The organism is Halomonas sp. EF61 (assembly GCF_040147045.1).
Lineage (GTDB): Bacteria > Pseudomonadota > Gammaproteobacteria > Pseudomonadales > Halomonadaceae > Halomonas > Halomonas litopenaei.
Genome location: NZ_JAMSHM010000003.1, coordinates 257,940 through 276,018 on the forward strand (window position 1 = coordinate 257,940; position 18,079 = coordinate 276,018).

The 18,079-nt window shown below is 63.2% G+C and carries 17 protein-coding genes and 3 tRNA genes; 12 read left to right on the top strand and 8 right to left on the bottom strand.

Annotation, left to right across the window (positions count from 1 at the left end):
- Positions 1–121: 121 nt before the first annotated feature.
- The 4 genes from NFI08_RS15955 to NFI08_RS15970 form a co-directional block, all read right to left on the bottom strand.
- Complete coding sequence (locus NFI08_RS15955; protein ID WP_045992479.1) at positions 122–1,198, bottom strand: endonuclease/exonuclease/phosphatase family protein; 1,077 nt, start codon at positions 1,196–1,198, stop codon at positions 122–124.
- A 109-nt stretch (positions 1,199–1,307) separates the two neighbouring features.
- Entirely contained in the window at positions 1,308–2,936 is a 1,629-nt protein-coding gene (locus tag NFI08_RS15960) for a glycerol-3-phosphate dehydrogenase/oxidase (protein WP_286985822.1), read from the bottom strand.
- A 308-nt stretch (positions 2,937–3,244) separates the two neighbouring features.
- Positions 3,245–4,747, bottom strand: coding sequence for a glycerol kinase GlpK (glpK, locus tag NFI08_RS15965; protein WP_108448789.1), 1,503 nt, complete (start codon positions 4,745–4,747; stop codon positions 3,245–3,247).
- Between the two features lie 406 nt (positions 4,748–5,153).
- The gene (locus NFI08_RS15970) at positions 5,154–5,912 is read right to left on the bottom strand and encodes a DeoR/GlpR family transcriptional regulator (RefSeq protein WP_045992476.1); all 759 of its coding nucleotides are present in this window, start codon (positions 5,910–5,912) and stop codon (positions 5,154–5,156) included.
- Positions 5,913–6,388: 476 nt separating this feature from the next.
- On the opposite strand from NFI08_RS15970, the gene NFI08_RS15975 reads away from it, so the two are divergent.
- From NFI08_RS15975 to NFI08_RS15985, 3 genes are all read left to right on the top strand, one after another.
- Positions 6,389–6,465 (top strand) — tRNA-Val (locus NFI08_RS15975).
- A gap of 24 nt (positions 6,466–6,489) precedes the next feature.
- Positions 6,490–6,566: transfer RNA gene (locus NFI08_RS15980), tRNA-Val, on the top strand.
- 61 nt (positions 6,567–6,627) lie between these two features.
- Positions 6,628–6,704, top strand: a tRNA-Val gene (locus tag NFI08_RS15985).
- Between the two features lie 179 nt (positions 6,705–6,883).
- Here NFI08_RS15985 and msrC read toward each other — a convergent pair.
- From msrC to NFI08_RS16005, 4 genes are all read right to left on the bottom strand, one after another.
- Entirely contained in the window at positions 6,884–7,348 is a 465-nt protein-coding gene (gene msrC, locus NFI08_RS15990) for a free L-methionine (R)-S-oxide reductase MsrC (RefSeq protein ID WP_045992475.1), read from the bottom strand.
- A 79-nt stretch (positions 7,349–7,427) separates the two neighbouring features.
- The gene (locus tag NFI08_RS15995) at positions 7,428–8,222 is read right to left on the bottom strand and encodes a MetQ/NlpA family ABC transporter substrate-binding protein (RefSeq protein ID WP_045992474.1); all 795 of its coding nucleotides are present in this window, start codon (positions 8,220–8,222) and stop codon (positions 7,428–7,430) included.
- A 104-nt stretch (positions 8,223–8,326) separates the two neighbouring features.
- Positions 8,327–8,980: a methionine ABC transporter permease gene (locus tag NFI08_RS16000; RefSeq protein WP_045992473.1), complete on the bottom strand. Its 654-nt coding sequence runs from the start codon at positions 8,978–8,980 to the stop codon at positions 8,327–8,329.
- Positions 8,961–10,004, bottom strand: coding sequence for a methionine ABC transporter ATP-binding protein (locus NFI08_RS16005; protein ID WP_045992472.1), 1,044 nt, complete (start codon positions 10,002–10,004; stop codon positions 8,961–8,963). The genes NFI08_RS16000 and NFI08_RS16005 overlap by 20 nt, the downstream gene beginning before the upstream one ends.
- Positions 10,005–10,419: 415 nt before the next feature.
- Here NFI08_RS16005 and NFI08_RS16010 point away from each other — a divergent pair, with 415 nt between their 5' ends.
- From NFI08_RS16010 to NFI08_RS16050, 9 genes are all read left to right on the top strand, one after another.
- On the top strand, positions 10,420–11,040 hold the full coding sequence (locus NFI08_RS16010; protein WP_108133095.1) for a riboflavin synthase subunit alpha: 621 nt from the start codon (positions 10,420–10,422) through the stop codon (positions 11,038–11,040).
- A 154-nt stretch (positions 11,041–11,194) separates the two neighbouring features.
- Positions 11,195–11,752, top strand: coding sequence for a cytochrome P460 family protein (locus NFI08_RS16015; protein WP_231498667.1), 558 nt, complete (start codon positions 11,195–11,197; stop codon positions 11,750–11,752).
- Positions 11,753–12,070: 318 nt separating this feature from the next.
- Positions 12,071–13,402 carry an NCS2 family permease gene (locus NFI08_RS16020; protein WP_045992468.1) on the top strand — a complete coding sequence of 444 codons (1,332 nt, stop codon included), beginning with the start codon at positions 12,071–12,073 and terminating at the stop codon, positions 13,400–13,402.
- Positions 13,403–13,535: 133 nt separating this feature from the next.
- Entirely contained in the window at positions 13,536–14,081 is a 546-nt protein-coding gene (locus NFI08_RS16025) for an adenine phosphoribosyltransferase (RefSeq protein ID WP_108133097.1), read from the top strand.
- Between the two features lie 3 nt (positions 14,082–14,084).
- On the top strand, positions 14,085–14,561 hold the full coding sequence (gene gpt, locus NFI08_RS16030; RefSeq protein ID WP_045994212.1) for a xanthine phosphoribosyltransferase: 477 nt from the start codon (positions 14,085–14,087) through the stop codon (positions 14,559–14,561).
- A gap of 5 nt (positions 14,562–14,566) precedes the next feature.
- Positions 14,567–15,250 carry a uracil-DNA glycosylase gene (gene ung, locus NFI08_RS16035; protein WP_108448865.1) on the top strand — a complete coding sequence of 228 codons (684 nt, stop codon included), beginning with the start codon at positions 14,567–14,569 and terminating at the stop codon, positions 15,248–15,250.
- A 160-nt stretch (positions 15,251–15,410) separates the two neighbouring features.
- Positions 15,411–16,040, top strand: coding sequence for a uracil phosphoribosyltransferase (gene upp / locus NFI08_RS16040; protein WP_045994211.1), 630 nt, complete (start codon positions 15,411–15,413; stop codon positions 16,038–16,040).
- Positions 16,041–16,264: 224 nt separating this feature from the next.
- Positions 16,265–16,615, top strand: coding sequence for a hypothetical protein (locus NFI08_RS16045; RefSeq protein WP_222516519.1), 351 nt, complete (start codon positions 16,265–16,267; stop codon positions 16,613–16,615).
- Between the two features lie 309 nt (positions 16,616–16,924).
- Positions 16,925–18,079 carry an ABC transporter ATP-binding protein gene (locus NFI08_RS16050; RefSeq protein ID WP_287165598.1) on the top strand — a complete coding sequence of 385 codons (1,155 nt, stop codon included), beginning with the start codon at positions 16,925–16,927 and terminating at the stop codon, positions 18,077–18,079.

Sequence of the window (18,079 nt, forward strand, 5' to 3'; positions counted from 1 at the left end):
AAGAAGAGCCTTGCCACGACGGCAAGGCTCTTCTTTTCTACTGCTACCCGTCTTTTCTATTGCTGCGAGTCCATCGCCACACTTGTTACCACGACATGGACATCGCCTGGAAGGCGGGAACTCAACTCGACTGATCGCGCTCCCTGGCTTCCTCGACGGTTTCACGGGCGTCGTGATGCTCTTCGTTGTCGGCGTCCGGGGTGTCGTGCTCGTCGGCTCTGGAGGGGCGATAACAGACGGTGGCAAGGATCGGGAAATGGTCTGAGCCAAAGGCCCGCAGCCGATCCATCTTGGCAAGGGTGAAGTGCTCGCTGACGAAGACATGGTCCAGCGGCCAGCGCAGGAACGGATAGCCGGCGTGGAAGCTCGAGAACATGCCGCGGCCGCGCCGCAGGTCCAGCATGCCGCTGACGCGGCAGAACAGGCGCGTGCTGCGTGACCAGGCCACGTCATTGAGGTCGCCCGCGACCAGCGTCGGTACCGGGTTCTGGTGGATCTCTTCGGCGACCAGCGAAAGCTCCGCGTCCCGCCACAGCGATTCCTCGCTCTCGCTCGGTGCCGGTGGCCTGGGGTGAAGGGCGCGAAAGCGGATGTGATCTCCGCTTTCGAGTTCCACCTCACAGTGGATCGAGGGGATGTCATCCTGGATCAGCCACTTGACCTCGGGGTCGATCAGCGGGCGACGGGAATACAGGTGCATGCCGTAGAGGTTGTCCAGCGGGACCCGCACGGCGTAGGGGTAGCCGTCTGCCAGGCCGGCATCGAGCTTGTCGCCCCACCATTGGTCGGATTCCAGCGTCAGCACCATGTCCGGGTCGCGCTCGGCGATGATCTCCAGCAGGTCGTCGCTGCGCCGGTTCGGCGTGAGTACATTGGCGATCAAGAGCGTCAGGCAACGCTCCGGGGCGTCGCCCTTGGCGGCCATGACCTGCACCGGCCACAGCGGTGTCCAGGGCAGTACATAGAAAGCCTGGATGGCGAAGACGACCAGGCCGGCCGTGGCAATCCAGAGTGTCAGGGAGTCGCTCGCCAGCGGGCTTGCCAAAGCACAGAACAACCCGATGAGTCCGATCTGGACACGGGGGAACTCACAGGCCCTGAGCCACCACCAGTGGGACGGAATCCTGGCGATCAGGGTAGCGCCGGCGACGATGGTCACCACCGCGATCAGAAGGGTATCGATGACAAGTGAGAGCATGCAGGGGTCCCTTTTCGGTCCGGCGCACCGGCTCGGCGCAACAATGATGATGACGAGCCTAACGGTCCTCGGCCTTTAACGATAGAGCCAAGGAGCGCCGTTGAGGACCTCAGGCCCGTTCGCGCGATGTCGGTGTGGCACTCGCAAAGTATTCCTCGAGCCGTTCTTGGGCCTCGTCGCCGAACAGGATTCGGGCGGCCTCATCGAGGCCAGGTGACCCGTGCAGGGTCTGAGTGTCCACCACCAGGGCGATCTTGGAGCGGCGGCGCAGGAAGTCCTCGAGTCGTGTGATCATCTCTCGCCGGGCGGCGTGCTCGAGCTCGCAGCGCAGGTATTCGGTACCCTCGATCAACAGCTCTCCCTGTCGCGGGTCCTGGCGGATCTGCTCCAGCATGTCGAAGGCGTTGAGGCCGTAGCGACGCCACAGGCGCTTGCTCAGAGGTTCACTGGACGAGGAGGGGGTGCGCTCATCGAGGCCCAGCAGGCTTGCCTGGTGCAGGAATTCTCGCCTGTCCGTGTCCGAAGGTTCGCCGTACCAGCGGGCGCGCGGCTGTGGCAGCTCGAGGCCTAATCGTTGCACCTCTCTGACGATCTCCTCGCCGACGTTGAGGCAGTCGGTGAGCTTGCCGCCAAAGATGCTGATATGGCGCTCCGTGGCGTTGATGTCGATGGCATGCTTGCGCGACATCTGGAGAAAGTCGCGGCCATTGCCGGCGTTGGCCTTGACCGCCAGCGGGCGCACGCCGCAGCGGGTGGCGATGATGTCCGAACGGTCGAGCGGGCGTTTCAGACTCAGGCGCTTGTTGATGTTGTCCAGCACGAAATCGATGTCGGCGTCGCTGATCGCGACCTCCGGGCGCTCTTCCTTGGTGTCGGTGGTGCCGATGCAGGTGCGCGGCCCCATGGGAATGGCGAAGAACAGCCGCCCGTCGTCGGCAAAAAAGGCCAGCACGCGCTGGCGCTCCGACAGCCGTGGCACGATCAGGTGGATGCCCTTGGAATAGGCGTGGTGGTGATCGGTGGTCTGTCGGCTCAAGGCGTTATGGTCGTCCACCCAGGGGCCGGTGGCATTGATGATGATTCCGGCGCGCAGGCTGAAGGTCTCGCCGCTCTGGTTGTCCCGGGCGTCAACGACCCAGCCGTTGTCGCTGCGTCGTGCACCCCGCGACTCGACGTAGTTGGCCGCCGCCGCGCCGTAGTCCAGCGCCGAGCGTACGAAGCTGTAGACGAAGCGGGCATCGTTGTCATGCAGGTAGGCGTCGGAGTACTCGAAGCCACCGATCGCCGCACGCGTATCGACCAGTGGCTCGCGTCGGTTGATGCCTTTTGGCGTCAAGTAGCGCGGCAGTCGGGTGAAGGCGTTGCCCATCAGCCAGTACAGCCAGGTGCCCGCCCAGAGCATGCGAGGGTGATAGCGAAAGCCCCTGTCGATGGTGGTCAGAAAGCGAATTTCCTGGACCGTCGACGGAAAGCTCCTGATCAGGTGGTTGCGGCTCTTGCATAGCTTGCGCACCAGCGAAAAGTCATAGCTTTCCATGTACTTGATGCCGCCCCACACCAGATTGGACGAGTGCTGACTGGTCTCGCCGGCGAAGTCGCCACGGTCGATCAAGGCCACCCGGGCGCCCTTGCCGGCCAGCGCGGCGGCGCTGGCGGCGCCGTTGATGCCGGCGCCGATGATCAGTACATCGAAGTGCTCCTCCTTCAGGCGCTGAAGGTTGGCGTCACGTAGTTGCATGCATGTCCCCCGCGGTTCCTGAAGGAGTCGGGACGCAAGGCCCCGGTGTGGTCAGTCTTCGTCGCGCTCCCGGTTCTTGGGCCATAATTGCACGGCCTTCTTCTCAGTCTTCGTCGCGCTCCCGGTTCATGGGCCACAATTGCACGGCCTTCTTTTCAGTCTTCGTCGCGCTCCCGGTTCATGGGCCACAATTGCACGGCCTTCTTTTCAGTCTTCGTCGCGCTCCCGGTTCATGGGCCATAATTGCCCGGCCTTCTTTTCAGTCTTCGTCGCGCTCCCGGTTCATGGGCCGTTGTACTGCCTTCTTTTCACTCTTCGTCGCGCTCCCAGTTCATGGTCCGTCGCACGGCCTTTTTCCAGCCCTTGTAGCGTCGTTCCCGTTCGGCGTCTTCCATGGCGGGCGTAAAGGTGCGTTCGATGTCGCCCCGGGTGGCGAGCTCCGGCAGGTTCCACATGCCCACCGCGATCCCCGCCAGGTAGGCCGCCCCCAGGGCGGTGCTCTCGATGACCCTGGGGCGTTCGACGTCGACCGCCAGCATGTCAGCCTGGAATTGCATCATGATGTTATTGGCGACGGCGCCGCCGTCGACCCGCAGGGCCTTGAGGGTGATCCCCGAGTCCTTCTGCATGGCGTCGATGATGTCTCGCGTCTGGTAGGCCAGGGCGTCCAGGGTGGCGCGGGTGATATGCTCCTTGCCGGAGCCTCGGGTCAGGCCGAAGATCGCTCCACGGGCGTACATGTCCCAGTAAGGAGCGCCGAGACCGGCGAAGGCGGGGACCACGTAGACACCACCGGCATCCTCGACCTTGCTGGCGTAGTATTCGGAGTCTTCTGCCGAGTCGATCATCTTGAGTTCGTCGCGCAGCCACTGCACCGCCGCGCCGGCGATGAAGATCGATCCTTCCAGCGCATAGGTGACCTTGCCGTCGAGCCCCCAGGCGATGGTGGTCAGCAGGCCCGAGGTCGAAGGCACCGGGGTCTCGCCGGTATTCATCAGCAGAAAACAGCCGGTACCGTAGGTGTTCTTGACCATGCCCTTGTCGAAGCAGGCCTGGCCGAACAGGGCGGCTTGCTGGTCACCGGCGATACCGGCGATGGGGATCTGGGCGCCACCGAACATTTCCTTGGCGGTGGTGCCGTAGACCTCGCTGGATGGCCTGACCTCGGGCAGCATCGCCCGGGGAATATCGAGGGCCTCGAGCAGTCGGTCGTCCCAGTCGAGCCGTTTGATGTCGAACAGCATGGTGCGCGAGGCGTTGGAGACATCGGTCAGGTGGCGTTCGCCGCGGGTCAGGTTCCACACCAGCCAGCTGTCCATGGTGCCAAACAGCAGATCGCCGGCCTCGGCGCGCTGCTGAGCACCGTCCACCTGGTCGAGGATCCAGCGAATCTTGGTGGCGGAGAAGTAGGCGTCGACCACCAGACCGGTGGTGTCGCGGATATGGGTTTCCAGCCCCTGGGCCTTGAGCTCGTCGCATAGCGGTGCGGTGCGTCGATCCTGCCAGACGATGGCGTTGTGGATCGGTTTGCCGGTGTGCCGGTCCCAGATCAGGGTGGTCTCGCGCTGGTTGGTGATGCCGATGGCGGCTACCTGGGACGGCTTGACGCCCTGGGTTTCCAGCACTTCTCGTGCGACTCCCATCTGGCTGCCCCAGATCTCCATGGCATCGTGTTCCACCTGGCCTGGCTTGGGGTAGTGCTGGGTGAATTCCTTCTGCGCGATGCCGACGATGCGGGTGTCCTGGTCGAACAGGATGGCCCGGCAGCTGGTGGTGCCCTGATCAAAGGCGAGAATATAGCGTGTTGGCATGTTCCGGTGTCCTGACGGTTGTTGTGGTCGAGCGATACCTTCACCTTCGGTGAGCAGACGGTTTCCGTCTAGTGCTGCCGGCAGGGACATGGCCAGATGCAGCGACGTCGGGTGCCCCTATGCAACGTCGCCGCCGCGGGTGATCAATGGTCGTACGAGGCCACAACAAGTTCGTTATCGAAAATAAAGGTAGCGTTGAGGTCGTGAACGAACAACCAGAGCGCGAAAGTTTTCGCTAGCACTTTGGTCGTGGCGTCTGGAGAGCAGGCGAAGAACGTTGCCTCGGCTGGGTTGGTGCGCCAAGGCGTCCACGGGACCGAAGAGGAGTCGGGAGGGCCTGGCGTTTTCGCAAGATGACACAGAGCGGCTGTGGCAGGCCAGGTGCAGGGTCAGGCCAGGCGCAGGATCACGCAAGGTGCAGGGCGACCCCGTGGTCCTGCAGTAGCCGTGCGATGGCCTCCGGTGGCTCGCGATCGGTGAACAGGGCGTCGAGTTGGGATACGTTGCCCTGGCGCACCACCGGGTTGCGGTGAAACTTGGAGTGATCGGCGACCAGAAACACCTGACGTGAGTTCTCGATAATCGCCTGAGCGACGCGGACTTCCTGATAGTCGAACTCGAGCAGGGAGCCGTCCTGATCGATGCCGCTGATCCCGATCAGCCCAATGTCCACCTTGAACTGATGGATGAAGTCGATGGTCGCCTCGCCGATGATCCCGCCGTCACGGGGTCTGACCTGGCCGCCGGCGACGATCACCTTGAAGTCTTCTTTGTGATGCAGGATGGACGCCACATTGAGGTTGTTGGTGATGATCTCCAGGCCCTGATGCTCAAGCAGTGCCTCGGCCACCAGTTCGTTGCTGGTGCCGATATTGATGAACAGCGAGGCGTGGTGCGGCACCTGGCGCGCCACGGCATCGGCGATGCGTCGTTTGGCGTCGAGGTTGAGCGTCTTGCGGGTGGCGTAGGCGGTATTGACGGTGCTCGACTCGAGGCCCGCGCCACCGTGGACTCGGCGCAAGCGGCCTTCGCTTGCCAGTGTGTTGAGGTCGCGGCGGATGGTCTGAGGGGTCACCGCGAAGTGATCGGTCAACTGCTCGATGCTGGCGTATCCCTGGCGACTGACCAGTGCAATGATGGCGTCCTGACGCTGCTGCTGGTTCATCCCGATTGCCCTTGTGCTTGGAAGGCCTTGAAAGATGGAAAGCCCTTGTGCCTGAAAGGCCCCTGATAGACGGAAGGCCTCGATAGAAGAAAAGCCCTTGTGTCTGAAAGGCCCTGGTAGATGAAAGGCCTCGATAGGTGGAAAGCCCTTGTGCATCGATGCCCTTGGAACAGGCAGGCCCTGGTGCATGGAACGTCCTGGTACATTGCAGGCGAGGACGTCGCTTTGGAGACGCCGATGAGGCTGTCGTGGATCTCGCTTCACCAGACGCATTCCCGATGATCGTAAACGAACGCGACCAGATTTGGCGATGGTGGAATCGCGCTGCGGTGAAGGCGTTCGAGACGCCGAACGCGACCCACGAAGGAAAAAATCATTCGGTGAACTCAAGGGCTTGCAAAATTCTGCCGAAGGCGTAGAATTCGCATCCGTTGTCAGCAGCGAGGGTGGTGACTCCCTCGTTTCGGCAGCCGTGTAGGACCATAGCTCAGTTGGTTAGAGCGCCACGTTGACATCGTGGAGGTCGGCGGTTCAAATCCGCCTGGTCCTACCAGCTAGATCGCACATCGAGTGATGCAGGACCATAGCTCAGTTGGTTAGAGCGCCACGTTGACATCGTGGAGGTCGGCGGTTCAAATCCGCCTGGTCCTACCAGCACTACCTCGCAGTGCCATTGCAAGGCGTATTGCGACGTGCCATCTCGCTTTCCTGCTTCAGGACCATAGCTCAGTTGGTTAGAGCGCCACGTTGACATCGTGGAGGTCGGCGGTTCAAATCCGCCTGGTCCTACCAGATTACAGACAAAAGCCCCGCGGCCTCGCCTCGGGGCTTTTGTCGTTTCTAGGGTCGTCGCCGTCGCCGGTGTTTGGCAACTGCTGCCATCGCCTGATCAACGCAGTGGCCAAGCCGCGGGTGGGCATTGAAGTGAGTGCGCCGCCTCCTGGGCGGCGCGGTTCATCCGTTGGGACAGTTCAGGCGTCGCCGAGCCCGCTCAAGCGGCGGAAGGTGGCCACCAGGCGCTCGATGCCGGCCTGGTCGTCTTCGCTGAAGCGCCCCTGGTCGGGGCTGTCCAGGTCGAGCACGCCCCATAGTTCACCGTCCTTGTCGAGCACCGGTACCACCAGCTCGGAGCGCGAGGCGCTGTCGCAGGCGATATGGTCCGCGACCGCGTGGACGTCGTCGACGCGTTGGGTCTGGCGGCTGCGGGCGGCGGCGCCACAGACACCCTTGTCGAAGGGGATCGGATGGCAGGCTGGCTTGCCCTGAAAGGGGCCCAGGGACAGCATGCGCGGCTGGCGCTGCAGATAGAAGCCGACCCAGTTGAGGCGCGGGACTTCCTGCATGATGAAGGCCGAGGTCTGGGCGGCGTTGGTCAGCCAGTCGCCGGAGTCGAGCAGGGCGGTGAGCTGGCGGTCGAGAAGATCGTAGGAAGACATGTCGAGTGTGGCAGTGTCCGCGGGTGAAAACGGCGAGGCCGGCCCTGGGGCCGGCCTCGAGAGGGAGCGCGCGTCAGGCTTACTTCCAGCCAGGAACGGCGGCGCCCTTGAACAGCTCTTCTGCCTTGGCGGCGACTTCGTCGCTCTGGTAGGCGTCGACCAGCTGCTGGATCTCCTCGCGATCCTCGTCGCCACCGCGCACGGCGATGATGTTGACGTAGGGCGACTCGGGGCCTTCCTTGACCAGGGCGTCGTCCAGGGTCAGGCCGGCCGGCTGGGCGAAGGTATTGTTGATGAAGGCCATATCCACGTCGGGCAATACGCGCGGCAGCTGGGCCGCCTCGATCTCGCGGAAGTCGAAGTCGTGGGGGTTTTCCACGATATTCAGCGGCGTGGCTTCCAGATTTTCGGGGTCGTCCAGAGTGATCAGGCCCTCGTTGTGGAGCAGGATCAGTGAGCGGCCTTCGTTGGACGGGTCGTTGGGCAGCGCGATGGTGGCGCCCTCGGGCAGGTCCTCGATGCTCTCGTACTTCTCGGAGTAGGCGCCGATCGGGTAGACGAAGGTGCGCCCGGCGATGGCGAAGTCGTAGCCGCGGTCGTTGACCATGGCGTTCATGTAGGGCTCGTGCTGGTAGGCGTTGGCGTCGAGGCTGCCGTCGGCCAGGGCGGCGTTGGGCGTCACGTAGTCGGTGAACTCGATGATCTCGATCTCCAGACCATAGCGCTCCTCGGCCAGATCGGCGGCGACCTGCATGACGTCGGTCTCGGGGCCGGCGACGGTGCCCACCTTCAGGCTGTGCTCATCGGCGTTGGCCTGGCTGATCGCCAGTGACAGGGTGGAAAGCGCCAGGGCGCCCAGCAGTGTCTTGCGCATCTTCAGTGTCTCCCGAAACGGTGTGTGACGTGTGTGGCGATGTTAATGGAATAACACGTCTTTCGCTAATGCAATTTGGTTATTAAGGCCATGCAGGGTGCATGTCACTTGTGGTCACTCTTGCGCACCAGATAGTCACCCAGGCTCTGGAAGGCCTGAACCATGACCACCAGGATGGCAACGGTGATCAGCATGATGGTCGGATTGAAGCGGTTGTAGCCGTAGCGAATGCCCAGGTCGCCAAGACCACCTCCGCCCACGGCGCCGGCCATGGCCGAGTAGCTGACCAGGGTCACCGCGGTGACGGTCAGGGCGGTGAAGATGCCCCCGCGGGCCTCCGGCAGCAGTACCTTGGTGATGATCTGCCAAGGGGTGGCGCCCATGGACTGGGCGGCTTCCACCAGCCCGGGAGAAATCTCGTTCAGCGCGCCCTCGACCAGGCGTGCGATAAACGGAATCGCGGCGATGGTCAGCGGCACGGCGGCAGCGTTGGTGCCGATGGACGACCCCACCAGCATGCGCGTGAACGGAATGATCGCCACCATCAGGATGATGAAGGGGATCGAGCGGCCGATGTTGGTGATGATGCCGAGGACCGACTGCAGCACCGGCTGGGCCAGGATCTGGCCCGGGCGAGTGACATACAGAAGCACGCCCAGAGGGATGCCGACCAGGGCCGCGATCACACCGGACACCGCCACCATATAGAGAGTGTCGAGGGTGGCTTCGAGGATGAGGTTAAACATCGCGCTGGACATGGCCAAGCACCTCCACTGTCAGGTCGTGAGATTGCAGGTAGGCGAGGGCGCGCCGGGTGTCCTCGGCATCCCCCATCAGTTCGGCGATCATCAGGCCCAGGGTTCGCTCCTGGATGGACTCGACCTTGGCCTGCAGGATGCTGACGTCCACGCCGCACTCCCGCGCCAGCCGCGAGATCAGCGGGGTGGACACGGCGTCGCCGGAAAACGCCAGGCGTACCACCGGATGCGAATTCGGCCCGGGTGTCTGCTCGAGGCGGTCGATCAGCTCCCTGGGCGGTTCGAGTTCGAGGAATTCGTTGAGGAAGTCGCGGCCGAGCTGAGTGCGCGGGGCGGTGAAGAAGTCACCGACATCGGCTTCCTCGACCAGCCTGCCACCGGAGATCAGGCTGACGCGATGGCAGATCGACTTGACCACCTCCATCTCGTGGGTGATCAGCAGAATGGTCAACCCGAGCTTCTGGTTGATGTCCTTGAGCAGTTCGAGGATCGAGGCGGTGGTGTGGGGGTCCAGCGCCGAGGTGGCCTCGTCGCACAGCAGTACCTGAGGACGGCTGGCCAGGGCGCGGGCGATGGCCACGCGCTGCTTCTGACCGCCGGACAGCTGTGCCGGATACTGCTGGGCCTTGTCGGCCAGGCCGACAAGCTCCAGCAGAGGCGTGACGCGCTTGGTGATCTCGTCGCGCTTGACGCCCATCAGTTCCAGCGGCAGGGCGACGTTGGCGAATACCGTGCGCGAGGTCAGCAGGTTGAAGTGCTGGAAGATCATGCCGATACGGTGGCGCGCCTGATTGAGGGCGGGGCCGGAGAGGCTGGTCAACGTCTGGCCATCCACCTCCACGGTGCCGGAGGTAGGCCGCTCGAGCAGGTTGACGCAGCGAATCAGCGTCGACTTGCCGGCGCCGGACAGGCCGATGACGCCGTGAATCTGCCCCTGGGGTACGTGCAGGTCGACGTCGGCTAGCGCCTTGACGGCGCGTGAGCCGGCACCAAAGGTCTTGGAAAGGTTGGTCAGTCGTATCATCTCAGCTACCGGGTGGGCACCGAGGGACCTGGGCGGGCAAGAGAACGGCAATGGGCAGGCATAAAAAAAGGCCACCCTGACGGGTGGCCATCAACGCTGGACACACCCTTTTAGCTGCACTTCATGCACCGACGCCTTGTGAGCGTCGCGGCACGGGCGCCCGCAATCCGGGTACAAATCGGCGCCTAAAAATGTAGCGGGCAAGGATAGGGCGAGCGAAGGACCCTGTCAATCGTTTACGCATAGCCACTGGCAAGGTCTTTCGAGGTAGGCGCCACGTCGTAGTGGAACCGCCCGCCGGACGCCGTGACTGGTGATAGGTTTTCTGAACAATAGCGCAAGCGTGGACCTTTGGAGGCGCGGCTTCTAGACTGGGCCGGTTCGGGGAAGGCCCCGTGATGGCAAGGAGACAAAGATGTTCACCGGTATCGTTCAGGGCACCGCCGAGGTGGTCGAGATCAAGGAAGCGGAGGCCTTTCGCAGCCATCTGGTGCGGATGCCGCGTCACCTGTGTGAAGGCTTGGAGCTGGGCGCATCGGTGGCCCACAACGGGGTCTGTCTGACCGTCACCGATATCGATGGGGATCTGGTCAGCTTCGACCTGATGCGCGAAACCCTGCGGGTCACCAATCTCGGCGGTCTGAGCGTCGGTGATCGCGTCAACGTCGAGCGGGCGGCGCGCTTCGGTGACGAGATCGGCGGGCACGCCATGTCCGGTCACGTCATGGGGCAGGCGGAGCTGGTGGAGCTCGACGAGGCACCCAACAACCGTCGCCTGTGGTTCCTGTTGCCGCAAGGGCTCGAGCGCTTTGTCTTTGCCAAGGGCTACATCGGCGTGGACGGCATCAGCCTGACCATTGGTGAGTTGCGCAACGATACCCGGGGGCCGGCCTTTTGCGTCGACCTGATCCCCGAAACGCTGGCCCGTACCACACTGGCCGACCGTCGCCCGGGAGACAGGGTCAATCTCGAGATCGATCCCCAGACCCAGGCCATCGTCGAGACGGTAGAGCGGGTCATGGCGGCCAGGGGCTGAGCGTCGACAAGTACCTTTGCAGCCAAGTGCTGTAGCTTTGTGCCGCAGCGCCCGGACGGGCGTCGGCGGTGGTCTCCCTCGCTTGAGAAGCTGCTAACTTAACCGGATGTAACATTCCTTTAAGTGCACCGACCGTGATCAGCGAGGGACTACCATGAAAATGACAGCCAAGGCATTGGCGACAGGCGTGTGCGCCGCAGCGGCGTTGGGAATTGCCACGGCTGCCGTGGCCCAGGATCTGTCTCCCTGGGTGGACAGCGAGGGCACCATCTCCTTGCCGGACAACTTCCGCACCGAGATGGCGCATCTGGGCTCCTGGTTCGTACCCGAAGGGGACGCCAGTGGCTTCCATAACGTCTATACCGAGCCCGAGAGCGTCGCGTCCTTCCGCGAGAACGGGGTCTTCCCCGACGGCGCCGTGCTGGTCAAGGAGTTGCGGGCACACAGCACCGGCGACTACACCACCGGCGCCGGGGTGAGCTACGAGAACGAGACCATCAAGCAATGGTTCGTGATGGTCAAGGACTCCACCGACCGCTTTGCCGACAGCAATGGCAGTTGGGGCGATGGCTGGGGTTGGGCGCTGTTCAAGACCGATGATCCTTCCACCAACGTTTCGGCCGACTACAAGGCCGACTGTCTTGGCTGTCATGTCCCGGCCCAGGACAAGGACTGGATCTATACCGAAGCCTATCCGATTCTGGTAGAGTAGCGCGCCTTCGAGAGTCGCCGACATCGGGCGCGGTACGGCGGACTCGCCGTACCGCGCCCGATGTGCGTTTGGCCCCGGCCGATCGTCGAGGGCTGGGATGCCGCTTTATGGGGCGGGCAGCCTTGCTTGACGTGGTGGCGCTGGAGGTCGCGCGGACGACCCTGCGTGCTCCCTGTGCGTTGGCCAGGTTGTGCAGGATCGTCGTGATTCCCTGGACGGCCTGCTATATGGTGTCACTAGTCGCAGGGTGGCAGGGCGCGTTCGGCGAACTCTCGTCCTGGACACTCCCCTATTGACTCCACGTGCAGGACCCAGCGCATGTCCAACCAGCAGCCTGAACCGAGCTCCGGCAAGAGCCCGCTCGATCGCTTCTTCAAGCTCAGTGAGCACCGCACCACCGTCAAGACGGAGGTGATCGCCGGGATCACCACCTTCCTGACCATGGCGTACATCATCTTTGTCAACCCGAGCATCCTGTCCGAGGCGGGCATGGACTACGGGGCGGTCTTCGTGGCGACCTGTGTCGCCGCCGCGGTGGGCTGTCTGGTAATGGGGCTGTGGGCCAACTATCCCATCGCCCTGGCGCCAGGCATGGGTCTGAACGCCTTTTTTACCTACGGTGTGGTGCTGGGCATGGGCTACACCTGGGAGGCAGCGCTGGGAGCGGTCTTCCTGTCCGGTGTTACCTTCTTTCTGCTCAGCATCTTTCGCATCCGCGAGTGGATCATCAACTCGATTCCGATCACCTTGAGACTCGGCATCGCGGCGGGTATCGGTCTGTTTCTGGCCATGGTCGCGATGAAGAATGCCGGCATCATCGTCGACAACCCGGCCACCCTGGTGTCGGTGGGCGATCTGTCCGAGCCGGCCCCGCTGTACGCCCTGGCCGGGTTCTTCGTGATTACCGCGCTGGCCCATCTGCGCGTCACCGGGGCGGTGATGATCGGTATTCTGGGGGTGACCCTGGTGGCCATGCTGCTGGGCCACAATGAATTCAGCGGGGTGGTGTCGATGCCGCCGTCGATCGCGCCGACCTTGATGTCCATGGACCTGGCCGGTGCCTTCGATGTGGCCATGATCAGCGTGGTCTTTGCCTTCCTGTTCGTAGATCTGTTCGACACCTCCGGTACCCTGGTGGGCGTTGCCCATCGCGGTGGCCTGCTCGACAAGGACGGCAAGCTGCCGCGCCTGGGTCGTGCGTTGATGGCGGACTCCACCGCCTCCATGGCCGGTGCTGCCCTCGGCACCTCGACCACCACCAGCTATGTGGAAAGCACCGCCGGCATCGCCGCCGGTGGGCGTACCGGTCTGACCGCCGTGGTGGTCGCGGTACTGTTTCTGGCCAGCCTTTTCTTCGCTCCGCTGGCGGGCTCCATTCCGGCCTATGCCACCGCGGGGGCGCTCCTGTACGTGGCGTCGCTGATGGCGGGAAGCCTTGCCCATGCCGACTGGGACGACGCCACCGAGGCGGCGCCGGTATTGATCGCCGCCCTGGCCATGCCGCTGACCTTCTCCATCGCCGAAGGTATCGCCTTCGGCTTCGTCAGCTACGTGGCGATCAAGGCCCTGTCCGGTCGCTTCAAGGACCTGAACGCCGCCGTGGTGATCCTCGGTGTGCTGTTCGCGATCAAGATGATCTACCTCGATTGAGCCCATCGGGCTGACCGGGGCTGGCTGGCCAGGACCGGCTGAGCCGGCAGGTTGGCCAGCCCCGCCGTGCGGCGCCGAGACAAGGCGCCGCATGTGTCATGCATTCTTCTTTCGACCCCTAGCGAGAACCGCCATGAGTATCTACGGCGACTACATCAAGTCCGTCATTCGCACCGTTCCCGACTGGCCCCAGCCGGGTGTCAACTTTCGTGACATCACCCCGCTGCTGCAGAACAGTGCGGCCTTTCGCAAGCTGATCGACAGCTTCGTGCACCGCTATCAGGAGATGGATCTGGACGCCATCGCCGCCATCGACGCCCGCGGTTTCATCGTCGGCGCGCCGGTGGCCTACGAGCTGGGCTGCAGTTTTGTGCCGGTACGCAAGAAGGGCAAACTGCCGTTCAAGACCATCAGTCAGACCTACACCCTGGAATACGGCCAGGCCGAGGTAGAGCTGCACTCCGATGCCTTCCGTGATGGCGACCGTATCCTGGTGGTGGACGACCTGATTGCCACCGGTGGCACCATGCTGGCCGCGGCCGAACTGATCAGCCGCAGCGGGGGACATGTGGTGGAGACGTCTGCCATCGTCGATCTGCCGGATCTTGGCGGCTCCCAGAGAATCCGTGACGCTGGCCACAGCGTGTTCGCCGTGTGTTCCTTCACCGAGGACGAGTGACCCATGAGCAGTCAACGCTACCATCGCCATTTCGTGGTGTCCTGGGACCAGCTTCATCGCGACGTGCGCGAGCTGTGTCATCGCCTGATCGAGCGCGATACCAAGGGCATCATTGCGATCACCCGGGGCGGGCTGATTCCCGCCGCGCTGATCGCTCGGGAGCTCAATGTTCGCCTGATCGACACCGTCTGCATCAAGAGCTACGACCATATGGAGCAGGACAGCCTCGAGGTGCTCAAGGGCGTGGATCACGACGGCGAAGGATGGCTGCTGGTCGATGATCTGGTGGACACCGGCAAGACCGCGCGCAAGGTGCGCGAGATGCTGCCCAAGGCGCACTTTGTGACCATCTACGCCAAGCCCGAGGGTCGTCCGCTGGTGGATCAGTACCTCACCGAGGTCGCCCAGGACTGCTGGATCCAGTTCCCCTGGGACATGGGCGTGGCCTACGTCGAGCCCCTGGCGGACCAGCGGCGGTGAGCGACATGGTTCAGGTATTGCCCGACAGCTGGGAGCGCTGGCTCGGAGCCGAGTTCCAGGCGCCCTACATGCAGCAGCTCAAGGCGTTTCTGGCGGCAGAGAAGGCCGCCAGGAAGACCATCTATCCGCACTCGTCGGACTGGTTTCGGGCCTTCGAGCTGACGCCGCTGGACGAGGTACGAGTGGTGATCCTGGGGCAAGATCCCTACCACGGTCCTGGCCAGGCTCATGGGTTGTGCTTTTCGGTGCGCGAGGGCATCAAGCCGCCGCCGTCACTGGTCAATATCTACAAGGAGCTGGCCCAGGACCTGGGGGTGACGCCGGTCAACCACGGCCACCTCGAGGCCTGGGCGCGCCAGGGGGTGTTGCTGCTCAACACCTCCTTGACGGTGGAGGAGGGCAACGCCGGCTCCCACCGGGGCAAGGGATGGGAGACCTTCACCGACCGCGCCATCGAGACCGTCAACGCCGAGGCGCCGCCCTGTGTCTTTCTGCTGTGGGGCAGCCACGCCCGCCAGAAGAAGGCGCTGGTGGATCAGGAGCGTCATCTGGTGCTGGAGTCGCCGCACCCGTCGCCGTTGTCGGCCCACCGCGGCTTTTTCGGCAATCACCATTTCTCTCGGGCCAACGCCTTTCTCGCCGAGCACGGGAGATCCACGGTGGATTGGCAGCTGCCGCCGACTCCCTGAACGTGTTGGGCGGACGGCCTGGACGTCCGCCGGCTTTCGGTGCACGCAGCGGGTTAACCTGACGCGGCGTTGCAGGTAGAATGGCGCGCAATTTGTCGCCCGCGTCCATGCGACGAAGGTCGTCCAAGCACCACCTCCCGTTATCAAAGAGGACTCGCCAATGAGCGTCCATGCCATCGATCACCCCCTGGTCCAGCACAAACTCGGTCTGATGCGTGAAGCCGGCATCAGCACCAAGAGCTTCCGTGAACTGGCCGGCGAGGTGGCAAAACTGCTCACCTACGAGGCGACCCAGGACCTGGAGTTGCAGGACTATGACATCGATGGCTGGAGTGGCGAGACCATCACCGTCAAGCAGCTCAAGGGCAAGAAGGTCACCATCGTACCGATCCTGCGAGCGGGACTAGGCATGCTGGAAGGTGTCACCGACCTGATTCCCAGTGCACGGGTCAGCGTGGTCGGTCTCTACCGCGATGAAGAGACCCTCGAGCCAGTGCCCTATTTCTCCAAGTTCGCCAACGACCTGGACGAGCGCATGGCGGTGGTCATCGATCCGATGCTGGCCACCGGAGGTTCCATGGTGGCCACCCTGGACATGCTGCGCGACCGTGGCTGCCAGTTGATGCGAGTGATCGTGCTGGTGGCAGCTCCCGAAGGCATCCGCCGCGTTCAGGAAGCCTACCCGGATATCGAGATCTACACCGCCTCGGTGGACGAGCGCCTCGACGAAAACGGTTATATCGTGCCGGGACTGGGCGACGCCGGGGACAAGATCTTCGGTACCCGCTAAGCACGCGATATCCCGCCAATGCCACGGCCAGACTATCCAGCGGTGGCATTTTACCCAGTGGTTTCATGCCTATGATCGAAAGCAGACATTTCAGGTGAAATGTCTGCTTTGCTGTGTCCGCAAGTCAGTTGGGCGGGAACGCAGTTCAGCCATTGTCCGTCTGGACAGACGCCGCGCTCTCGTTGTGGCTGTCGGTGGTTGATTCAAGAATCAAGGAGGCATGGATGAAGTTGTTGCGTGTGGCAGCTAGTGCTGCAGTAATTCTGAGTCTGGCGGCAAGCGTTCAAGCTGGGGTGATACGCCCCGACTGCGATGCTGAAAAGGTCGCCAAGAATGCGGCACTCGAGGCCACGGTGGGGGTGTCTGGTCGTTGCACCGCAGATCGCGCCGTGGAAAACGCCAAGGACAACGTCAATGATCGTGTCGATGACGCCCGGGACGGGGTCGCGGATCACGTCGACGATGCTCGGGGTGGGGTTTCCGATCGGGTGGATGCTGCACACGACAGCGTCGAGCGAGCGGGCGGGAAGGTCGATGATGCGCTGGATAAGCCAGTGCGTACGCTGTTGAACTGACGTCAGCGGGTTCTCCCGCCTCCGTCGTGCGCCCAATGTTCCTTTGCGAACATTGGGCGCTTTTTTTTTCTGGAAACAACATCTGCACCGAGGCTCAGCTATCAGGGCGGTGGCTTTTCGCATTAGACAAAAGTTGATGACATGGGAGAAGTAAAGCAAAAACAGAAAGATGGGAAATAAAAAGGGTGTCTTCTGGCGCGTGGTGGGCCCTTTCGTTTAAAAACATCACGGGCGAGTAGAGATTCTCTACTACCGTACAGATGACGCCCCTCGGAGACGAGGGGAACCTCTGCGCGAAAGAGTACGCCCATGTCCCTGATCCTCGACGGCGTCACCCGCAAGGTGGCGAGCGAGACCCACATCGATGACATCAGCCTGACCCTGGAGCCGGGTTCCTTCAATGTCCTGCTGGGCCGCACCCTGGCCGGCAAGACCAGCCTGATGCGCCTGATGGCCGGGCTGGACCAGCCGACCCGCGGGCGCATCCTGATGCAGGGTGAAGACGTGACCGGCAAGGGGGTTCGCCAACGCAACGTGGCGATGGTCTACCAGCAGTTCATCAACTACCCCCACCAGAGTGTCTTCGACAATATTGCCTCTCCGCTGAAGCTGGCCCGTGTCGCCAAGAGCGAGATCCAGCGACGTGTCCACGAGATCGCTGAGCTGCTGCACATCGAAGGCCTGCTCGACCGCCAGCCACTGGACCTGTCCGGTGGCCAGCAGCAGCGCACGGCCATGGCACGGGCGCTGGTCAAGGACGCGGACCTGGTGCTGTTCGATGAGCCTCTGGTCAACCTCGACTACAAGCTGCGCGAGGAGTTTCGCGAGGAGTTGAGTGCCTTGTTCGCCCGGCGTGACTGCATCGCGGTCTACGCCACCACCGAACCGGCGGAAGCGCTGGCGCTGGGTGGCAATACGGCAATTCTGCACGAGGGGCGCCTGGTTCAGCATGGCCCGACCGCTACGGTGTTCCGCCAGCCGGCCTCCCTGACCGCGGCGGAGATGTTCTCCGAACCCCCCATCAATGTGCTGGAAGGGCGCATCCGCGACGGTGAGGTCAGCTTCGACGACGAGGTGCACTTCCCGCTCGATGAAGCTCTGGCGGCGCTTGACGAGGGCGGCTACCGCTTCGGTGTGCGGCCGGCTCATCTGGCCATGCAGCCCCGGGCAGACGATGACCTGGCGCTTGACGTCAAGGTCGAGCTGGCCGAGATCAGTGGCTCCGAGACCTTCCTGCACGTGGGCAACGAGAGGATGTCGCTGGTGGCGCATCTTTCCGGTGTTCACAGCTTTCGTGTGGATGAGCCGATCACACTCTATGTACCGGTGCATCGCCTGTTCGTGTTCGACATGGATGGCAAGACCCTGCACGTGCCGCCGGAAGCCGGTGACGGAGGGGTGCGTCCGCCGCTTCCGTCTTCACGGCAGGCACCGCCGGCGTCGGCGTCAGGGGAGGAGCGCTAG

Coding starts and splice junctions, on each gene's coding strand:
- NFI08_RS15955 (WP_045992479.1), bottom strand. CDS start 1,198: ATGCTCTCACTTGTCATCGATACCCTTCTGATCGCGGTGGTGACCATC.
- NFI08_RS15960 (WP_286985822.1), bottom strand. CDS start 2,936: ATGCAACTACGTGACGCCAACCTTCAGCGCCTGAAGGAGGAGCACTTC.
- glpK (WP_108448789.1), bottom strand. CDS start 4,747: ATGCCAACACGCTATATTCTCGCCTTTGATCAGGGCACCACCAGCTGC.
- NFI08_RS15970 (WP_045992476.1), bottom strand. CDS start 5,912: ATGAACCAGCAGCAGCGTCAGGACGCCATCATTGCACTGGTCAGTCGC.
- msrC (WP_045992475.1), bottom strand. CDS start 7,348: ATGTCTTCCTACGATCTTCTCGACCGCCAGCTCACCGCCCTGCTCGAC.
- NFI08_RS15995 (WP_045992474.1), bottom strand. CDS start 8,222: ATGCGCAAGACACTGCTGGGCGCCCTGGCGCTTTCCACCCTGTCACTG.
- NFI08_RS16000 (WP_045992473.1), bottom strand. CDS start 8,980: ATGTCCAGCGCGATGTTTAACCTCATCCTCGAAGCCACCCTCGACACT.
- NFI08_RS16005 (WP_045992472.1), bottom strand. CDS start 10,004: ATGATACGACTGACCAACCTTTCCAAGACCTTTGGTGCCGGCTCACGC.
- NFI08_RS16010 (WP_108133095.1), top strand. CDS start 10,420: ATGTTCACCGGTATCGTTCAGGGCACCGCCGAGGTGGTCGAGATCAAG.
- NFI08_RS16015 (WP_231498667.1), top strand. CDS start 11,195: ATGAAAATGACAGCCAAGGCATTGGCGACAGGCGTGTGCGCCGCAGCG.
- NFI08_RS16020 (WP_045992468.1), top strand. CDS start 12,071: ATGTCCAACCAGCAGCCTGAACCGAGCTCCGGCAAGAGCCCGCTCGAT.
- NFI08_RS16025 (WP_108133097.1), top strand. CDS start 13,536: ATGAGTATCTACGGCGACTACATCAAGTCCGTCATTCGCACCGTTCCC.
- gpt (WP_045994212.1), top strand. CDS start 14,085: ATGAGCAGTCAACGCTACCATCGCCATTTCGTGGTGTCCTGGGACCAG.
- ung (WP_108448865.1), top strand. CDS start 14,567: ATGGTTCAGGTATTGCCCGACAGCTGGGAGCGCTGGCTCGGAGCCGAG.
- upp (WP_045994211.1), top strand. CDS start 15,411: ATGAGCGTCCATGCCATCGATCACCCCCTGGTCCAGCACAAACTCGGT.
- NFI08_RS16045 (WP_222516519.1), top strand. CDS start 16,265: ATGAAGTTGTTGCGTGTGGCAGCTAGTGCTGCAGTAATTCTGAGTCTG.
- NFI08_RS16050 (WP_287165598.1), top strand. CDS start 16,925: ATGTCCCTGATCCTCGACGGCGTCACCCGCAAGGTGGCGAGCGAGACC.